Source organism: Pustulibacterium marinum, from assembly GCF_900116665.1.
Classification (GTDB): Bacteria; Bacteroidota; Bacteroidia; order Flavobacteriales; family Flavobacteriaceae; genus Pustulibacterium; species Pustulibacterium marinum.
This window is the reverse complement of record NZ_FPBK01000014.1, coordinates 19,005-45,242: the sequence shown is the minus strand read 5'-3', so window position 1 is coordinate 45,242 and position 26,238 is coordinate 19,005. Positions and strand designations below refer to the sequence as shown.

Genomic DNA, 26,238 nt, shown 5'->3' with positions numbered 1-26,238 from the left:
TATAGCCTTATGAAATTTAATCTTATTGTATTCATTTTATTGCTACCAACTGCACTTTTCTCACAATCTAACGAGTGGGAAGATCCACAGGTAAACCAAATTAATAGATTACCGGCTAGAGCCACTTTTTACAGTTATGAAAACAGTGATTTGGCTTTAAACGATAACAGAACAGCATCAGAAAATTTCAAACTTTTAAATGGTAATTGGAAGTTTTTTTGGACTCCAACACCTGAAGACGAAATTAAACAGTTTGAAAAAGCAAATTTCAACGATGCAGATTGGGATGAAATAGAAGTTCCTGCCAATTGGGAAATGCGTGGATATGGTACGCCAATTTATACCAACAATACGTATCCGTTTTACAGCAATCCGCCATTTATCAACCATTCCGATAATCCTTTGGGATATTATCGCAGAGATTTTGACATAGATCCATCCTGGAAAAATAAAGATGTGATACTGCATTTCGGTGGTGTTTCTTCGGCTTTTTATGTGTGGATTAATGGCAAATTTGTAGGGTATAGTGAAGATACAAGACTTCCATCTGAGTTTGATATAACTCCTTTTTTAACGGATGGAAAAAATACTATAGCGGTAAAAGTGTATCGCTGGTGCGATGGTAGCTATTTAGAAGATCAAGACACATGGCGATTAAGTGGAATTGAGCGTGAAGTTTTTTTACAAGCAGTTCCGAAAGTTAGAATTGCCGATTTGCATTTGAGAACCAAGTTAGATGCCAATTATGAAAATGCAACGCTACAGGTGCGCCCAAAATTCACGGTGAATATTGAGGATAAGTTTGTAGAAAAGGTGGGACATTTTAGTACAACTCCTTTACAAACAACCGTAGATGATTGGACGTTAACTACCGAATTGGTAGATGCTGAAGGTCATTTTATTACGCAGCCAAAAACCATAACACTGGCAAAAGTTTTAGGAGAACGTTCGCCATCGCGCGATAAAGTATATTTCGGGTTGATAGAAGTTGCTGTTGATCATCCAAAACTATGGTCTGCAGACGAACCTAATTTGTACACAGCGTTGTTTACACTGAAAGATGATAAAGGGAATATAATAGAATATACCAGTCAAAAAGTAGGATTTAGAAGTATAGAAATTGATGCTAAAGGTCGATTTTTAGTAAATGGAAATCCGGTAAAACTTATTGGAGTGAACAGGCATGATCATAATATGAACAACGGAAAAGTAGTTTCCAGAGCAGATATGGAAAAGGATGTAGAGTTGATAAAACAATTCAATTTCAATGCTGTGAGAACTTCACACTATCCAAATGATCCATATTTTTACGAATTGTGTGATGCTTACGGATTGTATGTAATCGATGAAGCAAATATTGAAGCACACGGACTACCTGGTAAACTATCACAAAATCCTGATTGGGCAACGGCTTTTTTAGAAAGAGGAATCCGTATGGTAGAGCGCGATAAAAATCATCCAAGTGTGGTAATTTGGTCTTTAGGAAACGAATCTGGAATGGGACCCAACCACGCAGCAATGTCTGGTTGGATCAAAGAATTAGACCCAACAAGATATATTCATTATGAAAGTGCTCAGGGTGTTGCAACCGATCCTACGTATAAAAGAGATTATTGGCCATCGGACAAAGGAAATCCAACCGATCCATATTGGGTAGATATGTTGAGTAGAATGTATCCGCAGCCGCAAGAATTGGAAGATCTGATCAATGATACTTCCTTTGATAAAAGACCAGTATTGATGTGTGAATATGCGCACGCCATGGGAAATTCCTTAGGAAATTATAAAACATACTGGGATGTGATTCATAAATATGATCGTGCGATGGGTGGGTTTATTTGGGATTTTATAGATCAAGGATTGGTCAATACTACCAAAGAAGGAGTTGAGTACATTGCTTATGGTGGTGATTTTGGTGATGTGCCAAATGATGGTAGTTTTTGTTTAAACGGAATTGTGGCAGCAGACAGAACTCCAAAACCGGAGATCTACGAAGCTAAAAAAGTAAATCAACCGGTAAAAATCATTGCAGAAGATGTATTTAATGGTCAGTTCAAAATAGAAAACAGACACCATGCTGCTAATTTGAACCAATACGACATTTCTTGGGAAATCACTGAAAATGGTAAAACCATTCAATCAGGAAGCTCATTAAGTTTAGAGGTTGCGCCTTATGAAAAGCAACAATTCAATCTTCCGTTTAAAAAGATAACTACCAAAGCAAATGCTATTTATTTTGTAAACATTTATGGGAAATTAAAATCGGCTACTGCTTGGGCGCCAAAAGGATTTACTGTTTTTGAAGAGCAATTTTCGTTACCTTTAACCACGCCAACATCAACAGTTGTCACTGCAAGAGAATCTCTAACTGTTCAAAGTAACGAATCAGAGATCAGTTTAAAGAATAAGAAAGTTACGCTTCGTATTGATAAAAAATCAGGATATATCACAGAGTATACTGTAGACGGAATGCCGCTTATGCAAACTCCATTAGCATTAAATTTCTGGAGAGCAACTACCGAGAATGACCGTGCATACCGAAAGTCAATGCAAAAAACAGAAGAACAACAATGGATGCATGCCGGAAAGGATTTTCAACCATCATCTTTTGAAGTGATTGATGATGATCCTACCAAAATCAACATTTTGGTAAAAGGAACTATTGCAACGCCAAAAACGACTGTAGAAATAAGCTATATTATTTTAGGAAATGGGTTTGTAAAAGTGACGCCTAAATTAGCTATTGATGCTGCAGCACCAGATGTTCCCAAAATAGGAATGCAATTTGGCATTGCGAATCAATTTTCAAATGTGTCATATTTAGGAAAAGGTCCACAGGCCAATTATCAAGATAGAGAAAGTGGTGCTTTTGTTGGTTTGTTTCAGGGAGATGCAAATCAGATGAATTATGAATATGTGGTTCCACAAGAATTCGGAAACCATATGCAAACCTATTGGTTTTCTGTATTGAATGCGAAGCAAAAAGGAATTTTTATCAAAGGCGAAACACCTTTAAATTTTAGTGTTGTTCCTTATACGTTAGAAAATTTGGAAGCTGCGTTACATACTTATGAAGTAAAGAAAACGAATCAATTTACCGTAAATATAGATTTACAGCAAATGGGAATTGGTGGCGATAACACCTGGTCTTTTAAAGCAGAACCACATGAAGAGTTTAAGCTACAGCCTGCAACGTATGAATATTCATTTTATATGATTCCGGCACCACAGAAAAAACAACCGAACCTAATGAATCTTCATTTCTAAAAAGGAATCGATATGCAAAAAAGAGGAAGTTTTAAAATTCTATTTCGAACTTTTATTTTAGTGGGATTGTTTTCACAAATAGCCTGTGAAATAGCTCCAGAAAAAGAGGTTGTAACAACACCTGAAAGAGAATTGATAGCACGTGTAATTCCTGAACATGCTGATCAGTTTATCGTAGAAATAGATTCCTCTTTTGCTGAAAAAGATTGGTTTGAGGTAAGTTCAGTCAACGATAAAATCCTTTTAAAAGGGAACAATGGTATTGCAATTGGCTCAGCTTTGTATTATTATTTGAAAGCTTATGCAAAATGTCAAATCACCTGGAATGGTACTAATTTGAACCTTTCGGAAACATTACCAAAAGTTCCTCAAAAAGTACATAAAACAACGCCTTACGATTATCGTTATTACTTTAATTATTGCACGTTCAATTATACCATGAGTTGGTGGGATTGGGAACGTTGGGAAAAGGAAATAGATTGGATGGCGCTTCACGGAATTTCAATGCCGCTGGCCATTACTGGAGAAGCATATGTTTGGGACGAAGTTTACAAATCTTACGGTTTTACAGATGAAGATTTAACCGATTTTTACAGTGGACCTGCTTATTTTTCTTGGTTTTGGATGGGAAATTTAGACGGTTGGGGCGGTCCATTACCAAAACATTGGATGGATAGCCACCGCGATCTGCAACAAAAAATAGTGAAGCGAGAACGAGAATTAGGAATGAAACCTGTTTTGCCTGCTTTTACAGGTCATGTACCGGCATCTTTTAAAAAGTTTTTTCCAGAGGCCTCTTTAAAAAAGACCAATTGGGGTAATGATTTTGAAGACACATATATTTTAGACGCGAATGATCCTTTGTTTGAAGAAATAGGTAGGAAATTTTTAGAAACACAAGAACGTATTTACGGAACCGATCATCTATATTCTGCCGATACTTTTAATGAAAATACACCTCCTTCTAACAATCCTGAGTATTTAGCAAACTTGAGCGAAAAAGTATATCAAGGTATGCAGTTGGCCGATGAAGATGCTGTTTGGGTAATGCAAGGTTGGTTGTTTTACAGTCATCGAGATTTTTGGCAAGCGCCACAGATCGAAGCTTTGCTAAAACCGATTCCTAACGATGGTATGATTATTTTAGATTTGGCTGCAGAAATTGAACCTGTTTGGAAACGTACTGAAGCATTTTATGGCAAACAGTGGATTTGGAATATGCTGCATAGTTTTGGTGGTAATATAAGTATGTTCGGTAGAATAGAAACGGTTGCTACAGCACCGGCTGAAGCATTGCAAGATCCTAATTCCGGAAACATGAAAGGGATAGGTCTTACTATGGAGTCCATAGAGCAAAATCCTGTTTTGTATGAATTAATGACGGATAATGTTTGGAGAGATCAACCGATTGATTTAAATAATTGGTTGGCTACTTATACAGAGCAGCGTTACGGTGTAAAGGATGAAAATCTGTTAAAAGCGTGGGATATTTTGGTGCAAACGGCTTACAATGGAAAAGTAATAAGAGATGGAGCAGAATCTATCATTGTGGCAAGACCTACTTTTGAAGGCTATCGCCGTTGGGCCAGAACAAAACTTAATTATGCTCCGGAAGACTTGTTGCCGGCATGGGATTTATTTGTAGCTTCAATTCCAAAGACAAAAGAATCGGATGGTTTTGAATATGAATTGGTAGATCTTACAAGGCAATTTCTGGCAAATTATGCCTTACCATTACAGCAAAAAATAACGACTGCTTATCAGGCAAAAGATCAGCAGAATTTTAAAAAGTACAGTCAAGAGTTTTTAACATTGATAGACGATATGGATAAACTCTTAGCTACTCGAAAAGATTTTCTTTTAGGCCCTTGGGTTAACGATGCCAGATCATGGGGAATTACTTCGGAAGAAAAGGCTTTATACGAAATGAATGCCAAGGATTTAATCACTTTATGGGGCGCTTCTAACAATCGTTTGCATGAATATAGTAACCGGCAGTGGAGTGGATTGTTAGCGGATTTTTACAAGCCTCGCTGGGAACAATTTTTTGCAGAAGTAGAAAAAGATTGGCAACATTTTGATCAGGCTGCATTCGATGAAAAGATCAAAAAATGGGAATGGCAATGGGTAAATCAACGTAAAGATTATCCGTTAGAAAAATCGGGAGATGCAGCAGCGGTGGTTAAACAACTTTATGAGAAATACAGAAGACAAATGTTGTCTGTAATTAAAGAAATGAAGCCCATAGATTATAATTACTAAAAGATGGAATCATTGCAACCAACCAATCATAAAAAACGATTTTTAGCTTTAGATGTTTTTCGAGGTGCCACTATTTGCATGATGATTCTTGTAAATACACCGGGAACAGGGGCCGATATGTATCCTTTTTTGGTACATGCAGATTGGTCAGGATTTACATTGGCCGATCTGGTTTTTCCTTCGTTTCTTTTCGCTATGGGAAATGCAATGAGCTTTTCATTGAACAAAAGTTCAGTTTCAAATAAAGAGTATTTTGCTAAAGTTTTAAAGCGTAGTAGCATCATTTTTTTACTAGGTTTTCTCATGTATTGGTTTCCTTTTTTCCATAAAGTAAATGGAGAATGGGCATTATATCCGTTTGAAGAAACTCGCGTTATGGGCGTTTTGCAGCGTATTGCCATTTGCTATTTTTTTGTGGCATTACTCATACGTTTTCTAAAAAACAAGCACTTAATTATACTAAGCATAGCAGTACTTTTTGTGTATTGGTTAGTGCTTTTGTTTTTTGCAGGAACAGCCGATTTTATGGATATGGCTACCAATGCCGCCACACAATTTGATAAATGGATCATTGGCGATAACCATATGTATAAGAGAGACGCTCTTATTTTTGATCCAGAAGGTTTGTTGAGCACGTTACCATCTTTGGTAAATGTAATCATTGGTTACCTTGTTGGTGTTTTTGTGCAACAAAAAGGAAGCAGTTATGAGGGAATTGCCAAACTTTTTTTACTAGGCTTTTTACTAATTATTGCAGCATTAGCGTGGGATTTGTTTTTTCCGATCAATAAAAAGCTTTGGACCAGTTCTTTTGTGTTGTATACCTGTGGCATAGATAGCGTTTTAATGGCTATGTTACTCTATTTTATCGAAATAAAAAAACAGCAAAAAGGCGTGTATTTCTTTCAGGTCTTTGGCAAAAATCCATTATTCATCTATTTGTTTTCCGAACTTTTCTATGTGATATTAAGGCGCATTTCTGTAGGTGATAAAGATGCTTTTGAGTTTTTTAGCGAAGCAATAATTCAGCAGATTTTTCCAGGAAGTTTCGGAGCTTTTCTTGTAGCGGTACTGTTCATGCTACTGTGCTGGAGCATCGGTTGGATATTAGATAAAAGAAAAATATACATAAAAATTTAAGTAATGATCTTTTCAAATCAAAGCGTACATAAATTTCAAAATAGTTTTAAAAAAGTTCAATTGCTAGTTTTCCTTTTAATGACCGTTTGGATGTCTGCACAAGAAAACTTTAGTATCGTGAGTTCTTCAACTTCCACGACGATTGTGATAGATAAAAAGGAACCGAAGGTAGTACAAATAGCGGCCGAATTGCTTCAGAAAGATATTTTGTCAATCACCGATCAAAAAATAAATATTCAAAATACGGTATCAAATCAGTGCATTTTGGCCGGAACTATAGGAAAGAGTAAGTTGATCAATGAGCTTATTCAACAGCAAAAAATACAAGTTCAGGATGTTCAAAATAAATGGGAAACCTACAAAATTCTTATGGTTCATCAACCTTTTAAAAATGTGGAAAAGGCATTGGTAATTGTGGGTTCTGATAGAAGAGGAACTGCTTATGGGATTTTAGAAATTTCACGAATGTTAGGAGTATCTCCGTGGGAATGGTGGGCAGATGTACAACCAGAGAAAAATGAGGAAATCAGTATTTCCATAACTCCAAAAACTTATGGCGAACCTTCGGTAAAGTACAGAGGTGTTTTTTTGAATGATGAAGATTGGGGATTACAGCGTTGGGCAGCTTTAAACTTTGAACAAGAATTGGGCGATATTGGCCCTAAAACCTATGCCAAGGCTTTTGAATTATTGTTGCGTTTAAGAGCCAATACCATTTGGCCAGCCATGCATTCCTGTACAGGTGCTTTTTATTCGTATCCTGAAAACAAAAAAGTAGCGGATGATTATGCGATTGTGATAGGAACTTCGCACGCAGAGCCAATGCTTTCTAACATCAATAAAGAATGGAATCATAAAACAATGGGAGCATATAGATATGATACCAATGCCGAAACCATTAAAAACTTTTTTGATAAGCGAGCAAAAGAAACAAAAAATTACGAAGGTATGTATACCTTGGCAATGCGCGGAGAACATGATTCTCCCATGATCGTTGAGACAGATGATACCAAAGCACAAGTAACATTGTTAGAAAAAGTAATAGAAGACCAGCGTGCAATTTTAGATAAATATCACAATGCTAAAGTCCCAAAACCGCAAATTTTTGTGCCTTATAAAGAGGTGTTGCATTATTATCAAAATGGATTAAAAGTTCCGGAAGATGTAACCTTGGTTTGGACCGATGATAATTATGGTTACATCAGACAGTTGAGCAATCCGGAAGAACAGCAAAGAAGTGGAGGAGCCGGGGTTTATTATCATACCTCGTATTGGGGACGTCCGCACGATTATTTATGGTTGAACAGTACCAATCCTGTTTTGTTATGGGAAGAAATGTCAAAAGCTTATGAGTTTAATGCTCGGAATTTATGGATTTTGAATGTGGGCGATATCAAACCACATGAATATAATATGGACTTGTTTTTAGACATGGCCTGGAATATGGATTCTTTTCAGAAAAGTAATGCTGTTCAGTCGCATAGAATAGCATGGCTTACTCAAAAGTTTGGTAAAGAAAACAGCCAACAGCTAAATGCCTTGTTTAGAAAAAACGATTCTCTGTCGTTTACAAGAAGACCAGAATTCATGGCTTGGAGTAGTGTAGAGCCAGTAACCAAAGCTAATGAAACTGCTTTGACACAAATTCATTATGGAGATGAAGTAGGGCAACGTGTATCTGCTTACAAGGAAATTTCAGAAAATATAGAACAACTTTCACAGCAAATTCCCGATGCTCAAAAAGCAGCATTTTTTCAATTGGTTTATTATCCGTTAATGAGTACTGCCAACATGAATTTTAAATGGTTATATGCTTATAAAAACCAATTTGTAGCAAAACAAAATCGTACAAGTGCTAGGTATTTTGCCGAGCAGTCGGCCTTAGCTTATGAAGCAATTCAAAATGATACTAAATTTTTTAATGATAGTATAAGCAATGGTAAATGGAAATATATTATGAACGATGCTCCGCGAAATTTACCGGTTTTTCAAAAACCTGTTACAGCAAGTGTTGATGAGGTTGAGGAAACAAGTTTTGGCTTAGCTTTGGAAGGTCATGAAATGGAATGGAATACAGCAATTATTAATTCTTTTGCCCAAACATTACCGGTGTTCAATGCATATACCAAAAGTACTTATTATATAGATGTATTTTTAAAAGGGAGCAATCGTTTGGAGTGGAAATCTAGTGTTAAAAATGACTGGATTCAACTTTCAAAATCAGATGGTTTTTTAGATAAAAACCATCCGGAAGAACGTATTTGGGTTACCATAGATTGGAGCAAAGTACCAAAGGCAAAACCTTTAAAAGAAGCTCCGTTGGGACACGATTATCAATTAATTCCACCAAGTTATAAAATTAATTCAGCAATAGAAATCAGTTCAAACCATCAAACAAAAACTGTGGGAGTTTCCGTTTACAATCCTCAGTTTTCTGAACTGGATGATTTTCATGGTTTTGTAGAGGATAAAGGTTTTGTGGTCATCAATGCGGCACATTTTTCTGATCTTACAAAAGGAAAAGCAGCTAATTTTGAAGTTTTAGACGGAATTGGTTACGCAGGAAAAACCATAGTAGCCTTGCCAAGAACAGCAGCTTCTATAACTAAGATCAGTAAAATGAAGGATGAAAGTGCGGCACTTCATTATGATTTCTACACGTTTAATAAAGGAGAAGCTAGTATTTACTTGAGAACGTTGCCAACGCATGCCTTTTTTGAAGGATCCGGAGTTCGTTTTGCAGTCGCGGTAGATGATGCCTCACCTGTGATTGTTGATTTTAAAACGGAAGGAAGAAGTGAAACTTGGAAAGCAAACGTGTTGAAAAATTCGGCCATTCAATCTTTTAAAACCACTATCGAAAAACCAGGAAAACACAGGCTTACCATTTATATGGTAGATCCTGGTGTCATGCTCGATCAAATTTTAATAGATCTTGGAGGTAAGAAATCTAGTTATAATTTTCCGAAAGAAACACGTAAATAACCTTCTTTTCAATAGTTTTTAAAAGGTTTTCTAGCAGAAACATAAAAACTTTCTATATTAGTGAATCTTTAATAAAAGGTAAATTTTTTGAGAAATTACTATTTACTTGTTGCTTTACTGCTTAGTTGTTACTTCTCGGCAATTTCACAGGAGTTAAAATTTGAACATTATGATGATACCGACGGGTTGAGTCATAATTCTGTACGTCATATTGTGCAAGACGATCGTGGGTTTTTGTGGCTAGGTACTTTCGGTGGTTTGAATAGATTCGATGGATATCAGTTCAAATCTTATCTCAGCGCAGCTATAAACAATGGCGCCATGTTTAATGATGATATTACTGCTTTGGAATTTCATGAACCAACGCACCATCTTTGGATAGGTACAAGGCGCGGTTTAACGTTGTATAACACAGAAACACATATTTTTAAAACTTTTCTCCCCGGCGATTCTGCCAACAGTTTACCCGATGAAGAAATAAGATCAGTCCATGTAGATAAATTTGAACAAGTTTGGGTAGGTACCAAAACCAAAGGTTTATACGTGCTCAATGTAGAAAATGAAACGTTTACCAAAGTGCTTATTCCTAATTTTGAATACATCAAAGTGATTTATGAAGATTCGATTGGCACTATTTGGATAGGAAGTTTTGGAGAAGCTGCTATCGCTAAAATTCAATTAGATGCTCAAGGAAACATCAGCAAATTAAATACCTACGAATTACATGTGAGTAATTCAGATGTCAAAAATCCTTATCTCAATTTTATTTATGAAGATGCTAAGTCATCTATTTTTGCAGGAACTCGCGAGGGACTTTTTAAACTAAATATCTCAAAAGATGGTTTTGAAGAAATAGCGCTTAAGGATGAAACAGTGAAAGAAAGCTTGGGGCCACATTTCAATGCTGTCACTAAAGCTCCCGATGGAAAATATTGGGTTGGAACTTTAGGAGGCTTATTGGTTTGCGATAGTTTAGAAGGTATTGCAACCGGTAATTTTGATTGGCATTATGCTATGCTTTCAGACAATTCTTCTTTGATAGACAATTTGATCTATTCGTTGTATTTTGATAAATCTGGTGTGCTTTGGATTGGTACTGAAGATGGTTTGGATAAATACGATCCTTTTGAAAATCAATTCAATTTAAACAAAGATATTTCTAAATACATTGCAGATAAAGCTCCAAAAATTAGAGGTTTTGCCAAAACACTTCGCAATGAAATTATTGTAGCCACTTGGCATAACGGACTTTTTATTACAAAAAATAAACACATTGTTCCGCTCAAAAAAGGAATTCCAAAAATAGCAAGTATCTATTCTCAAGATGGAAAAACATTCTATTCAGGTTCTTGGAACGGAGATATTTTAGTATACGATTATTTGCTGAATAGCTATAAGGTTGTAGCTGGTGGTTTTGAAAACGTGCCTATCACAGATTTTGAATTGTTTGGAGATACTTTATTGGTAAGTTCTTTTGGTAAAGGAGCTAAATTTTTCAATACGAATACTATGAAGGTTTTTGAGAGTTCAACTGATTTGTTACCTAATTACGACATTAATAAAATGAAACGTATTGGAAACGAAATTTGGTTTGCAACAGAAACCGGAGCTGTTAAATATCATCTTTCTACAGGTGAGATAAAAAAATACACATCGGAAGCTCACGGAACTATTGGATTACCACATGAAAACGTTAGCGACATCTTGATAGATCATAAGAACAATGTTTGGGCTGCAACCAGAAATGGAATTGCTAAATACGATGCAATAAAAGATAATTTTATGACTGTTGAAGTTCCCAATGGTTTACAAGGGAAATGGGTGATCGATATGGTTTTAGACGGAAATCATAACATATGGTTCAATATGAACAACAACACCATTGCAAGTTATGATACCGAAATGAATACAGCCAAAATTTATCATGTACTTAGTGGAAATAGGCTCGATGTTTTTAGTTCAAGCGGTTTTTTAAATTTCAACGATTCTTTGATTTATGTAGGAGCAAAGGAAGGAGTTATCTCTTTTTCTCCACACCTAATTAAGGAGAATGAAATAAGTCCAAAACCTATCATTACAGAATTTAAAGTTCAAAACAAAGAAGTACTTCCAAACGATACTATCAATGACCAGGTTATCTTTGAGCGAGGCATCAATTATCATAGAAAAGCACTACTAGATTATTCAAACCGGAATTTTTCAATTCAATTTTCAACTCCGTCTTATACAAATCCTTCTTTGAATAAGTTCAAATATAAATTGGAAGGCTTTGATGAAGATTGGATAGAAACCTCAAGCGATTCTAGAACAGTTCAGTATACAAATTTGTTTGCCGGAGAGTATACCTTCAAGTTACAATCTGCTAATAGTGATGGTAACTGGAGCGAAGAAGCGGCTTATGCGATTACCGTATTACCTACTTTTTGGAATTCTTTTCAGGGAATAGTACTCATAATTTTTACGATAGTTTTAATGTTTTATTTGCTAAGAAAGCAATTGAAATTCAGAATAAAACTAAAGCAAGAGTTATTAACAGAAAAGGTAAAAAGAGAACGAGATGAAAAACTGAATAATGAAAAATTACGATTTTTCACAAACATATCTCATGAACTAAGAACTCCATTGACACTTATTCTTGGACCAACCAAACAGCTTCTTGAGCAAGAAAAAGAAAATACATACACACGTTCAAGAATAGATCTTATCTATCAAAATGCGAACAGATTACTGCGTTTGGTGAATCAAATTTTAGATTTTAGAAGAGCAGAGACAGGAGAATTAAAACTCAAAGTAAGCCAAAATGATATTTTAATTAGTACCAAAAATATATTCAGCTCTTTTATAGAATTAGCGGATAGTAAAAATATCACCTTCAATTTGCACGTTGATGAAACCTCTCTTGAATGTTGGATAGACAAGGATAAGTACAACAAAATTTTATTTAATCTACTTTCCAATGCCATGAAGTTTACCAATGCCTATGGTACGGTAGATTTGTTCATAGGATTTCAGGGAGAAGAAAAAAATAACCTGGTCATTGAGGTGAGCGATGACGGTATAGGAATACCGTTGGAAAGTCAAGAGAAAATATTTTCTAGATTTTATCAAGCAAATAATAGTAAAGAAAGTACCACAGGTACAGGTATAGGATTGTCCTTCGTAAAAGCTTTGGTTACCTTGCATAAAGGCGAAATCAAAGTAGAGAGTGAACCCAATGTGGGCAGTACTTTTACAGTACTTTTACCTGTTTTTAAAGAGGCTTTTGATCCTGAAGAAATATTCACATTTGTAGAAGAAAAAGAACCCACAGAAACGTTAATTTCCGTCAGTCAGATAGAAGCATCTCTTCAAGGAAATGCTCCTAAAAAAGCAAAAACAAATACCGATGTAAAACAAACAATTCTTATTGTAGATGACAATTCTGAACTTAGAAAATATGTAGTAGAATATCTATCAGATTTTTACAAGGTTTTTGAGGCTGAAAATGGTGAAGAGGCACTTACTATTTGTAAAAAGGAAAAACCGGTTTTATGTGTAGCAGACGTGATGATGCCCGTAATGGACGGATTTCAGTTTGTAGAAGTATTGAAAAATGACGATAATCTAAGTCATATTGCCGTTATATTATTGACAGCATTAGCCGAAAATGAAAACCGAATGAAAGGATATCAAATAGGCGTAGATGGTTATTTGGTGAAACCATTTGATCCTGCATTACTCAAGACAAGGATTGATAACATTATAAAAATTCATGCAGATTTAAAACAGAAGTTTTCTGGAGATGAGGAAAGCGACGCATTGACGCTAGCACATTCTCCCCTGGATGTAGACCTGATAAGTAAAGTAAAAGAATTTATAGAAGTGCACATAGCAGATCCAAATTTAACCTCCAATATTTTAAGTGACGAATTGGGTATGAGTTCATCCAAACTATATCGAAAAATAACGCAACTAACGGATATGTCCCCAAATGAATTTATTCGAACCATTCGATTGAAAAAATCAGCACAGTTACTAAAAACTAAGAAATACAATGTGAGTGAAGTTGCTGATCAAGTAGGGTTCAATGATCCGCTGTATTTTAGTAGATGCTTTAAAAAACAGTTTGGTAAATCGCCAAGTAGTTTGCTCAAATAAAAATGTATAAAAGGCGATGAGTCTATGTTTTTGAATTATTTATACATACACAATTGACCGATTGCTCTTAATTTTAATCAAAAAAATCAACTAAAAATAAATTTCATGTATTTAAAAAAAATTACAGTTTATTTGATGATAAGCATAGTTTCATTTTCTTTTTTTCAGTGTAAAGATCATAAAGAGGTAACTATCAAAAGTCCAATAATTGAAGGAGATTTTGCTGATCCTTCCATAGTGAAATATGAAGGCAAATTTTATGTCTATGCCACTATGGATCCTTGGGGAGGAGAAGAATTGGCCGTTTTTGAATCTTCAGATTTATTAAACTGGGAACAAAAACACCTAAACTGGCCTACAAAAACTATTTGTTCAAGTCCAACTTCAAATGATAGTCGCGTTTGGGCTCCTTCTGTAATTCAGGCTGAAAATGGTAATTTTTATATGTATGTTTCAGTGGGTAGTGAAGTTTGGGTAGGTATAAGCGAGCATCCCTTGGGACCTTGGAAAAATGCAAAAACAGATGGAACACCGTTTATTAAAGGCAATATGTTTCCGGAATATCATATGATAGATGCAGAAGTTTTTATAGATGATGACCACACGGCTTACCTGTATTGGGGTTCTGGATTACAATGGGTAAACGGACATTGTTTTGTGGTTAAATTGAATGATGATATGATCAGTTTTGATGAAAAAACGATTAAAGATATTACACCTCCAAATTATTTTGAAGCACCTTTTATGATAAAAAATAAAGATACCTATTATTTGATGTATTCTGATGGAAAATGCACCAATAGTACCTATAAGGTAAGATATGCTACAGGAAAAACGCCTTATGGTCCTTGGTCGGAAGGAGAAAATAGCCCAATCTTAACAACTTCAAAGGATAGTATCACTTTGGGACCTGGTCATCACGCCGTTTTCCAACAAGGTGGACAAGACTATATTTTATACCATAGAATTACAAATAATGATGCTGAATTATACAGAGAATTAGCTATCGATAGTTTAAATTTTTCTGATAATGGTTTTTTAAAGAAGGTGGTTCCTTCCAGTACAACCGTAACATTGCAATAGTAAAGGATTCGCATTTGGGAAACATTCTGGCTATCTTTGATTTTTTTAAAGAAAAATCAAGTCTACATGCGCATTCAAAACGCTTACCAAAACAATCTCAAAAATGTATCGTTAACCTTACCTAAAAACCAATTAATTGTGGTAACAGGACTCTCCGGTTCGGGGAAATCTTCTCTTGCCATGGGAGTTATTGGTAACGAAGGCTATCGGTATTTTTTAGAGAGTTTACCGGCGTACAATCAGCAGAATGCAACCGCAATTCCAACGGCTTTGGTAGATGATATTACCGAATTACCTCCGGTGATTAAAGTAGAACAGTCCAAACGTTTTCAGTCTATCAATGCTACATTTGGTACGTTATCGGAGTTGACGCCTATTTTCCGAATTCTGTTTGCGCGTTATGCTGCGGAAGAAAGCATGAGCAAATCACTGTTTTCTTTCAATCATCCGAAAGGAGCTTGCGAAACCTGTCGTGGAATTGGTGAGGCCGAGTATATTGATATTGAAAAATTGGTTGGGGATGCAAATAAGACCTTGCGTGAAGGAGCTATTGTTACCACTTTGCCGAATGGTTATATTGTGTATTCTCAGGTAACGGTAGAGGAATTGAACAAAGTTTGTGTGGCGCACGGATTCAATGTAGATATTCCGTGGAAAGAACTGTCCAAAGAACAGCAGAATGTAATTTGGAACGGAAGCGATCGCATACAAGTATACTACGGAAAACACAGTTTAGAGTCGCGTTTACGTTGGGAAGGTTTCAAAGCAAAACCGCGCGAAATAGGCTATTACAAAGGAATTTTGCCTATTATGAGCGATATTCTTCGCTTAGACAGAAATCCGAGTATTTTGCGTTTTACCAGCGCCAAAACCTGTCCTAGTTGTCACGGCGCACGTATCAAGGCAGCTCATTTAAAGTATCGCTGGAAGGGATTGAATTTTCAGGAATGGATGGAATTGCCTTTAAACGAATTGTATGAAAAATTACAATCGCAAACCTACGAAGCAGGCGAGCAGGTGTTGGTAAACAAGCTTTGTACGCAATTGCAAGATTTGATTCGCTTGGGCATGGATCATTACCGATTGAGTACGCCGAGTACGGAAATTTCAAGCGGTGACGGCCAGCGTATCAAACTCATCAAACAGGTGAATAGCAGTTTGCAGGGGATTTTATACGTTTTTGACGAACCTTCCATTGGTTTGTCGCCGGCCTATCAGCAGCATTTGTATCATATTTTAAGACGATTGATCAGTCGTGGAAATACCGTTTTAGTGGTGGAACATGATCTGAATTTAATCAAAAAAGCAGATTGGATTGTTGAATTAGGACCCAAAGCAGGTGTTGAAGGTGGAGAGATCATTTTCAACGGAAAACGAACAGATTTTCTTCAGGCGAAAGGTATTGAAAGTCCCACTTTAGAGGCCTTACATGCTCCCGAAACTAAAATCAATCTTAAGAGAAAAGAGATTTCAGAAATCAAATTTCAACCACTCGAAAAGCAGTTAGCGGTGGTAAGTAGAAAAACTGCCACCGTCTTAACTTCAATTCAAAAATATAGTGAAGCCAAAGGCTTGCAATTACTCACGGTAACCGATCAACCGATTGGAAAAACACCCCGAAGCAATCCTGCAACCTATACCGGAATTGCAGATAAAATCAGAGATTTATTAGAAAAAACTGATGAAGCCAAAGCTTTGGAATTGAAGAAAAACGCTTTTTCGTTCAATAACAAAGCGGGGCGTTGTCCGCGTTGCGAAGGTGCGGGCGTTATTACACTTTCCATGAGCGTGATGGGAACCATTAATCAGACTTGTCCCGAATGTAATGGCAAGCGTTTTAAACCGGAAGTTTTGCAGGTTCATTGGAATAACAAGAACATTTCAGATATCTATAACCTGAGTATTAATGAAGCTTCTGAGTTCTTTCAAGCTGAAAAGAAATTAGCAGAAGTTTTAGCCTTGTTACAGCGTTTGGGCGTTGGTTATTTAAGGTTGGGACAACATTCCAATACCTTAAGCGGAGGCGAAGCACAACGAATTAAACTGACAAAGCATTTCGCAAAACCAACGAAGCAAACCATTCTTTTGTTAGAAGAACCAAGCATTGGATTGCATCAACAAAATGTAATACAATTGGTAAACGCTTTACAGCAATTAAAAATAGCCACGTCGGGAATTGTATGTTTTGAAAATCATGCTTTGTTTCAAGCAAATTGTGATGTGTTAGTAGATAATTCCGAAGCCATAAATACTGAAAACGAATCGGTTCCTGAGTCAGTTTTAACTGATGAGATTCAAATTAAAGGAGCACGAACACATGCGTTGAAAGATTTGAATATCAGCTTTCCAAAGCAACAATTATCGGTAGTAACGGGAATTTCAGGATCCGGAAAATCTTCATTGGTTATTGATACGCTACATGGGTACGGTTTGCAGGAAATGAGTAAACAATTTTCCAGCTATCAGCAAAACAGAGTAGGTGTTGATTATCAGTTTGAAGTTGATCATATTTCAGGATTAACGCCTAGCATTTGCATCACGCGGAAAGATCATCAATTTTCGCAGCGTTCTGATGTGGCCAAACAAACCGATATTGATAAAAGTTTGCGTTTTGCTTTTTCACGAAAAGCGCAGTTTGAAGGCAAAGAATGGTCGGCTAGTCATTTTTCAAACGCACATGAATTGGGTAAATGTGGTGTTTGTGATGGGATTGGAGAAGCATTGCTTCCGGATGTTTCTAAAATCATTTTAGATCCAAATCTGAGCATTTCAGACGGACTTTTAGAACATAACAAAGCTTTGTATTATTACGGTCAGGCTGGCGGACAATATATGGCCATAGTCAGTGAAATTGGTAAGAAATACGGATTTACGTTGCAGACGCCTTTTAAAGAGTTTACGAAGGAGCAAAAGGATGTTTTATTTCACGGAATACCGGAAAAAAGCTGGGAAGCAACCTGGGCATTCAAAACCAAATCTAGAGAAGGAACGCAGCAGGTAAACATGGTTTGGAAAGGTTTGTTTACGTATTTAATGGATGAATATTTCATGATACGCAAAAACAAACACAAAGATCATATGCTTGCTTTGTTGAGTCCGGAAACCTGTTCTCATTGCCAGGGAAGTGGTTTGCAACCCGAACGACTAAGCGTCACTTTAGATGGCTTGTCGATGCATGATGTAAAAGCAAAAAGTTTGGGGGATTTTGAACATTGGTTGCTCAATTCAGAGCCGAAAGAAACTATAGATGCGGAACTGATTTCAAAACTGAATGAACATTTAAAAGCGACTTTACAACGCTCCAAACAATTGCATATTCATCATTTGCATTTGAATCGAAAATCGAGCACGTTAAGTGGTGGAGAGCAGCAACGGGTGTCGCTCATCAAACAATTAAACAGTCCGTTACAAGGCGTTACTTATTTGTTAGATGAACCTTCGGCTGGATTGTCGCAAAACAACATTGCCGATGTAATAGCCTTGCTAAAAGCCTTGGTTGCCAAGGGAAATACAGTGATTGTGATAGAACATCATAAGGATATTATGTTGGCAGCAGACCATTTGGTGCAGATTGGACCAAAAGCAGGAAGTTTAGGAGGGGAAGTAATCTTTGAAGGAAAACCAGAAACGTATTTAAATTCCGAAGCATGTCATCCATTTGTAAAAACAGCATCTAAAAATATCGAATTTCAACAAGGAAAAGATGTAATTCATATTGAAGGAATTTCGAAACATAGCTTGCAAAAAGAGCAACTTGATATTGCAGTAGGAGGAATTACTGCAATCACCGGAAAATCGGGAATAGGAAAAACCACGCTGGTGAAAGAGGTGTTGATGCCGAGTTTAGAACAGCAACAACCGATAAATTGTAGTAGTATTGATTTTCCGGAGCAATATGAAGGCGTGAATTATTTTGAACCGAAACAATTACGAGCGTACAACAGTACTTTACTGGTTGATTATCTATATATTTTGAATGTGATCACCAAAGTGTTTGCCAAGGAAACCGGAGGTAAGGCCAAAGATTTCTCCTATAAAACCAAGGCAAGTCAGTGCCCTAATTGTCAGGGAACCGGAATAGTTTCTACCAGTTTAGATGTTGCTGCAAAACACATTGAAACCTGTGATGTTTGTAATGGAAAGCGTTACCGAGATGAGATATTGTCAAAAACCATTTATGATAATAACATTGCGGATATTTTAGCGATGAATGTTTCAGAATTACAGGAATGGTTAGGTAATTTTTCAGGTACAGCAAAAGCCGTTCAGCAATTAGAAAATCTTATGAAGATTGGCTTATCTCACTTGCGAATAGATCAAAATGTAAAATCGCTTTCTTCCGGAGAAAAACAACGATTACTGCTAAACAATTGGTTGCAGGCAAAAACTAAAAATCAGCTGTTAATTTTAGATGAACCTAGTATCGGTTTGCATTATGCCGATATTGATTTATTGTTTGAAGTCTTGCAGCAATTAAGCGTATACAATGACCTTCTAGTGATCGATCACAATCCTTATCTGTTGGCTAAAATAGGAGTAGGAATAGAGCTGAAATAAAAGTGATAGTTGCACTTTTAAGGAAGCATAATTTGTGTGTAAAGAACATTTGTTTGAATGTTCATCACGTGATCTCAGTGAAGCGTGTTTTAAGTTATTTATAATTTTTAGTGTCAAAAATTATAAATAACTTATTTTAATACTTTTAAAATGATAAAATTTTATATTTTAGCATCGAGAGACAAAACCAACTAAGTTCTTCTACATCCCAATTTCATTACTAAAGTTATAATTCATGGAAAAACAAACATAGTTGTACTGTTGATTTATAACGATTACCGAAAACGTTGTAGGATGTGTTGAGTTTTGTTGTCATTAAAATCAAATACAGCAGTTATGCCCAGATATCATTCACTTGGGAAGATTCCCAAAAAGAGACATACCATATTTAAAAAGCCGAATGGCGATTTTTATTACGAAGAACTGTTTGGTACCATAGGTTTTGACGGAATGTCAACATTATTATACCATACCAACAGACCTACGCAGGTTAAAGAAGTCGTAAAATCTTATTCCGTAGCACCAAAGGTTGCTATTGAAAAGAATATGAAATCCATTTCCTTAAAAGGATTTGAGATTCCACCAACAGATGATTTTCTAGAAAGTAGAAAGACCGTTTTGTTTAATTCCGGTTGTCATATTGTTTTGGCGAGTCCTCGAAAATCGTTAGCGGAATATTTCTATAAGAATACAGATTCTGATGAAGTTATTTTTGTGCATGAAGGTACAGGGAAACTAAGAACGCAATTAGGAAACATAGATTTTGAATATGGTGATTACTTAGTAATTCCACGCGGAATGATTTATCAAATTACTTTTGATACACCAGATAACCGATTGTTTATTGTAGAATCTAAAAGTCCGGTCTATACTCCCAAACGTTACCGAAACTGGTTTGGGCAGCATCAAGAGCATTCACCTTTCTGCGAGCGCGATATGCATCCACCTTCAGAATTAGAAACTTTTGATGAAAAAGGAGATTTTCTAATGAAAGTTAAAAAGCAAGATATGATACACGAATATATCTATGCGTGTCATCCTTTTAGTGTAGTAGGTTGGGATGGATACAATTTCCCGTATAAATTCTCTATTCATGATTTTGAACCCATTACTGGGAGATTACACATGCCACCGCCAATTCACCAAACTTTTGAAACCAAAGACTTTGTCATCTGCTCGTTTGTACCCCGTATGTACGATTATCATCCGGAATCGGTACCGGCGCCATACAATCATAGTAATATAGACTCTGATGAAGTTTTGTATTACGTAGACGGAGATTTTATGAGTAGAAAAAATGTTAGTAGAGGACAAATAACCTTGCATCCGGCTGGGATTCCACATGGACCACATCCAGGGACAATGGAAAAAAGTATTGGTAAAAAGGAAACCAAAGAACTAGCCGTCATGGTAGACACTTTCGCGCCATTAATGGTGACCGAAGAAGCCATCGCCATCCAATATGGCGATTATTACCAATCTTGGTTAGACGCATAAGAACACATTTGTAGAATAGCTAAAATCAACATAATGAGCGAAATAAAAAACGTAGAATACGGATTAGAAAAAATATTTGAAGGAGCGCAAGACTTTTTACCGCTGCTAGGAACAGACTATATAGAGTTTTATGTGGGCAACGCCAAGCAATCTGCACACTACTATAAAACTGCATTTGGTTTTCAATCGTTTGCTTATAAAGGTTTGGAAACGGGCAGCAAAGAAGAAACTTCCTATGTCTTAAAACAAGATAAAATACGCATTGTATTAACTACACCATTGAACTCCAATTCACCAATTAATCAGCATCTGTTAAAACATGGAGACGGCGTTAAAGTGGTTGCCTTATGGGTAGAAGATGCTACCAAATCTTGGGAAGAAACTACCAAACGTGGTGCCAAATCGTTTATGAAACCCACTGTTGAAAAGGATGAAATGGGCGAAGTAATTCGTTCAGGAATACATACGTACGGAGATGTTGTTCATGTATTTGTGGAACGTAAAAATTATAACGGCCTTTTTCTGCCAGGCTTCGAGAAATGGGAATCTGATTACAACCCAAGTCCGGTTGGTTTTAAGTTTGTAGACCACATGGTGGGGAATGTTGGTTGGGGAGAAATGAACCAATGGGTGAAGTGGTATGAAGACGTGATGGGTTTTGTAAACTTTCTATCGTTTGATGACAAACAAATTCACACCGAATATTCAGCCTTAATGAGCAAGGTGATGAGCAACGGTAACGGACGTATTAAATTCCCGATCAATGAACCTGCGGAGGGTAACAAACGTTCTCAGATTGAAGAATATTTAGATTTTTATGAAGGTCCGGGTGTGCAACACATCGCGGTAGCCACTGATGATATTATTCATACGGTAAAAGAATTGAGAGCTAGGGGTGTGGAGTTTCTTTCGGCACCGCCACAAGCGTATTATGAGGACATTCCAAATCGTTTAGGAGCGCATATGTCTATCATGAAAGAAAATATAAGTGATTTACAGGATTTAGCCATTTTGGTAGATGCCGATGAAGAAGGCTATTTATTGCAAATATTTACCAAACCGGTGGTAGACAGACCTACCTTATTTTTTGAAATCATACAACGTATGGGCGCCAAAGGATTCGGAGCTGGTAATTTTAAAGCATTATTTGAATCCATTGAAAGAGAACAAGAACGCCGAGGGACTTTATAAAATAGTGTAACACACTTTTTAAACACACAAACAATGAACAAAATGAAATCTTGGGTAGATATTCCCGCAGATTCTGATTTTACGATATACAACATTCCGTTTGGAATATTTAAAACAGCAGACAAGCAACCAAGAATGGGCACCGCCATTGGCGATTATATGATCGACTTAGCGTATTTGGCCTCTAAAGGTTATTTTGAAATGGTGTCGGGGAGAAGCATCCTCATCTTTGAGAATCGTTATTTGAATGATTTTATAGACTTAGGAAAAGAGGTTACCACAAAGTTTAGAGAACGAATCATTGAATTGTTAAGCGAAGAAAATGATGAACTGCAAAACAATGCTGAAGACAGAGAAAATGCTTTTCTACCTAGAGAAGAGGTGACCATGCTAATGCCGCTAGATGTTAGAAATTATACCGATTTCTATTCATCTATAGAACATGCTACCAATGTGGGTACGATGTTTCGCGATCCTGATAATGCCTTATTGCCTAACTGGAAACATCTACCGGTGGGCTATCATGGGCGTGCTTCTTCTATTGTAGTTTCGGGTACGCCTGTACGTAGACCGAAAGGTCAAACCTTACCTGCGGGTGAAACACAACCTGTTTTTGGTCCTACCAGATTACTGGATTTTGAATTAGAAATGGCTTTTGTTACCTGTGGCGGAAATACATTAGGGGAATCTATTTCGGTAGAAAATGCGGAAGACCACATTTTTGGTATGCTCTTGTTTAACGATTGGTCTGCCAGAGATATTCAGAAATGGGAATATGTTCCGTTAGGGCCATTTTTAGCGAAGAACTTTGCCTCATCCATTTCGCCCTGGATAGTTACCATGGAAGCCTTAGAGCCTTTCCGTACAGAAGGACCTGAACAAGATCCTGAGGTATTACCATACCTGGCGTTTAGTGGAGCCAAGAATTTTGATATTGACTTGAGTGTTTCCATCCAAATTCCATCCGGAGAAGAAAAAACAGTGTGTAATTCCAACTTTAAATATATGTATTGGAATATGAGTCAGCAATTGGCACATCATACGGTTAACGGCTGTAATATCGTTACCGGAGATTTGTACGGTTCGGGTACCATTAGTGGCCCAACTCCTGATTCTTATGGTTCTATGTTAGAAATAAGCTGGAAAGGTACCAAGCCGGTTGCCATGCCCGATGGTAGCCAACGTAAGTTTATAGAAGATGGCGATACCGTAATTATGAAAGGTAGCGCTGTTAAAGAGCATATTCGAGTTGGTTTTGGAGAGGTGAGTACGCTTATTTTACCAGCCAATTAAACAACATTAAAACAGAAGCGTGTGATAAGTATAAATCCCAAAGATATTAGTCCGTTAGAAATGCAATATTACTTGCAAAATGCTGTGGCGCCAAGGCCCATAGCATTGGCAAGTACTATAAATGCTAAGGGCGAAGTAAATTTAAGTCCGTTTAGTTTTTTCAATTGCTTTAGCAGCAATCCGCCTATTTTGGTGTTTTCACCGGCGCGTAGAGTTCGAGATAATACCACCAAACATACGTTGGAAAATGTAAAGGAAGTGAAAGAGGTTGTGATTAATACGGTAGACTTTTCAATGGCGGAACAGATGTCTTTATCTAGTACTGAATATGATGCTGGCGTGAATGAGTTTCTGAAATCCGGATTTACTCCCGGAAAATCTCAAGTCATTCAACCACCGTATGTACAGGAATCACCTGTGGCTTTTGAATGTAAAGTGAATGACATCATTGCTTTAGGAGATAGTAATGGTGCTGGAAACCTGATTATTGCTGAAGTGGTGTACATTCATGTAAACGAAAAAGTGATTTCAGAAGGAACTAAAATCAACCTAGAGAAATTAGACTTGATTGCCCGAATGGGTGGAAGTTGGTATTGTAGAACCACTCAGAATGTTCGTTTTGAAATTCCAAAGCCCTTAACCACTAAGGGAATTGGTGTAGATAGTATACCTGAACACATTCGATTTAGCAAGATACTTTCGGGTAACGATTTGGGTAGATTGGGGAATGTAGAGCATTTACCCGATATGGAGGAAGTACAAGCATTTTCAAACGAAACAAATATCCGTAGCATTCTAACTACCTATGCTAACAACAAAGAGCAGCGACACGAAGCACTTCAGCATTTGGCTAAAACCTATTTAAGCGAAATGAAACTGAAAGAAGCCTGGATGACGCTGTTACAAGACTAAGCACTTACGAACATGGAACATACAGAGACCACAGGCTTTGAAAGCAATGAGTTTATAGATAGGTTACCAAAACACCTAAAACAGTTTATAAAACCTCAAAACTATGAGGACTATACGCCCATAAATCAGGCGGTTTGGAGGTATGTGATGCGTAAGAATGCCGATTACCTTTCGAAAGTAGCGCATGAGTCCTATATGGAAGGTTTAGAAAAGACAGGGGTGGAAATAGATAAAATTCCTAACCTGTATGGTATGAACCGTATTTTAAAGGAAATAGGTTGGGCTGCTGTGGCGGTAGATGGTTTTATACCGCCCAATGCGTTTATGGAGTTTCAGGCCTATAAAGTATTGGTGATTGCTTCGGATATTCGGCAGTTAGAGCATATAGAATATACACCGTCACCGGATATTATCCATGAGTCGGCTGGTCATGCACCTATTATTGCGAACCCTGATTATGCCGAGTATTTAAGACGTTTAGGTGCAGTGGGAGCAAAAGCTATCCTATCTAAATACGACATGGATTTGTATGAAGCAGTGCGGAAACTCTCTATTTTAAAAGAAGCGGAAGGCATTAGTGAAGCTCAGATTGAAGAAGCCGAGCAGGAGGTAGCCAAACTGCAAGAAATGGAAGTGCAGCTCTCTGAAATGGCTGAAATTAGAAATTTACAGTGGTGGACGGTAGAGTATGGTCTAGTAGGAAGTATGGAAGATCCCAAAATTTACGGTGCCGGACTCTTATCATCCATAGGCGAGAGCAAGTGGTGTATGAGTGAGGAAGTTAAAAAGATACCGTATTCTTTGGATGCTGCCAAACAGAAATTTAATATTACCAAACCACAACCCCAGTTATACGTAACACCGGATTTTGCTCATTTGATGGAAGTTTTAGAAGAATTTTCGAATACGTTGAGTGTTCGGAAAGGAGGGAGCTCCGGTATTCAAAAGTTGGTAGACTCCCGTATGGTGGGCACCATAGAATTAAGTAGCGGACTACAAGTTTCGGGTAATTTTGCTAAGGTGATCACCGATGCTAATGGAGAGGTGATTTTTTACAAAACCGATGGTGCAACTTGTTTGGCTACTAGAGACAAAGAACTGATAGGTCATGGTATTAAGGCCCATGCCGATGGTTTTAGCTCGCCTTTGGGAAAACTTCGTAACACAACGATACTGTTAGAAGATCTAAATCCAACAGATTTTAAAAAGCATTTTTTAAGTACGAATAATCACGTCGTATTTGAGTTTGAAAGTGGCATCCAAGTTTCTGGAACTTATGTAACCGATATTCGGAATATCTACGGAAAACTCATAGTGATTCAGTTAAAGGATTGTACCGTTACGTATGGCGAACAACTATTATTTATGCCGGAATATGGTGTGTTTGACATGGCTGTGGGTAATCAAATCACTTCGGCCTATGCAGGTGCCGCCGATTGTACCTCTTTTCCAAATGTATATGGTCCATCTCAAACGCTGACTATTAAGCCGGAAAAAACCGAAAGTTCTAAACAATTAGAAAAGCTATATGGTAGGGTAAGGGAGTTAAGAAATACGCATGACATTAATGAAGCGGAATTAGTCCGTATTTTTGAAACCCTGCAAACCAATTACAGCAATGAATGGTTGTTGTGTTTAGAAATTTATGAACTAGCCACCGATGAAGCGCTTTTAGAAAAAGTGTATACTCATTTACAAATCCTTAAAAAGAAATCAACCAAGATAGCGCTGTTAATTCATGAAGGCTTAGCATTGTTACCCGATAAGAATTTGTGGAATCATTTGAGTTAGGTTAACTACTAGTTAGTATTTGATGATACGAAGGTTTTTAGAAGTTAGCGCATTGGTTGCGGTGCGGTTGCGGAAGTATTGCCCATTAGTCAAAACACGAGACATCTACGCGAGATACACGGG

12 protein-coding genes are annotated in these 26,238 nt (G+C 37.0%); all 12 read left to right on the top strand.

All coding sequences use genetic code 11. From position 1 onward, the window contains the following. The first annotated feature begins 9 nt into the window (after nt 1–9). The 12 genes from BM383_RS15535 (at nt 10) to BM383_RS15480 (ending at nt 26,115) form a co-directional block, all read left to right on the top strand. Nucleotides 10–3,267, top strand: coding sequence for a beta-galactosidase, LacZ type (locus BM383_RS15535; protein ID WP_093026066.1), 3,258 nt, complete (start codon nt 10–12; stop codon nt 3,265–3,267). A gap of 12 nt (nt 3,268–3,279) precedes the next feature. Next, nucleotides 3,280–5,529, top strand: a complete 2,250-nt coding sequence (locus tag BM383_RS15530) for an alpha-N-acetylglucosaminidase (RefSeq protein WP_093026065.1) — start codon at nt 3,280–3,282, stop codon at nt 5,527–5,529. 3 nt (nt 5,530–5,532) lie between these two features. Next, entirely contained in the window at nt 5,533–6,669 is a 1,137-nt protein-coding gene (locus tag BM383_RS15525; protein WP_093026064.1) for an acyltransferase family protein, read from the top strand. Between the two features lie 3 nt (nt 6,670–6,672). Further along, nucleotides 6,673–9,654, top strand: a complete 2,982-nt coding sequence (locus BM383_RS15520; RefSeq protein WP_093026063.1) for a glycosyl hydrolase 115 family protein — start codon at nt 6,673–6,675, stop codon at nt 9,652–9,654. 87 nt (nt 9,655–9,741) lie between these two features. After that, on the top strand, nt 9,742–13,791 hold the full coding sequence (locus BM383_RS15515) for a hybrid sensor histidine kinase/response regulator transcription factor (RefSeq protein ID WP_093026062.1): 4,050 nt from the start codon (nt 9,742–9,744) through the stop codon (nt 13,789–13,791). 105 nt (nt 13,792–13,896) lie between these two features. Then, entirely contained in the window at nt 13,897–14,874 is a 978-nt protein-coding gene (locus BM383_RS15510) for a family 43 glycosylhydrolase (RefSeq protein WP_218157953.1), read from the top strand. A 66-nt stretch (nt 14,875–14,940) separates the two neighbouring features. Next, on the top strand, nt 14,941–19,431 hold the full coding sequence (locus BM383_RS15505) for an excinuclease ABC subunit UvrA (RefSeq protein WP_093026061.1): 4,491 nt from the start codon (nt 14,941–14,943) through the stop codon (nt 19,429–19,431). 336 nt (nt 19,432–19,767) lie between these two features. Beyond that, a complete protein-coding gene (locus BM383_RS15500; RefSeq protein ID WP_093026060.1) occupies nt 19,768–20,928 on the top strand; it encodes a homogentisate 1,2-dioxygenase in 1,161 nt (386 codons plus the stop codon). Between the two features lie 33 nt (nt 20,929–20,961). Further along, nucleotides 20,962–22,119, top strand: a complete 1,158-nt coding sequence (hppD, locus tag BM383_RS15495) for a 4-hydroxyphenylpyruvate dioxygenase (RefSeq protein ID WP_394331596.1) — start codon at nt 20,962–20,964, stop codon at nt 22,117–22,119. A 42-nt stretch (nt 22,120–22,161) separates the two neighbouring features. Further along, complete coding sequence (gene fahA / locus BM383_RS15490) at nt 22,162–23,412, top strand: fumarylacetoacetase (RefSeq protein WP_093026111.1); 1,251 nt, start codon at nt 22,162–22,164, stop codon at nt 23,410–23,412. Nucleotides 23,413–23,433: 21 nt separating this feature from the next. After that, nucleotides 23,434–24,324 carry a flavin reductase family protein gene (locus BM383_RS15485; RefSeq protein WP_093026058.1) on the top strand — a complete coding sequence of 297 codons (891 nt, stop codon included), beginning with the start codon at nt 23,434–23,436 and terminating at the stop codon, nt 24,322–24,324. A 12-nt stretch (nt 24,325–24,336) separates the two neighbouring features. Continuing rightward, nucleotides 24,337–26,115, top strand: coding sequence for an aromatic amino acid hydroxylase (locus tag BM383_RS15480; RefSeq protein WP_093026057.1), 1,779 nt, complete (start codon nt 24,337–24,339; stop codon nt 26,113–26,115). Nucleotides 26,116–26,238: the final 123 nt, after the last annotated feature.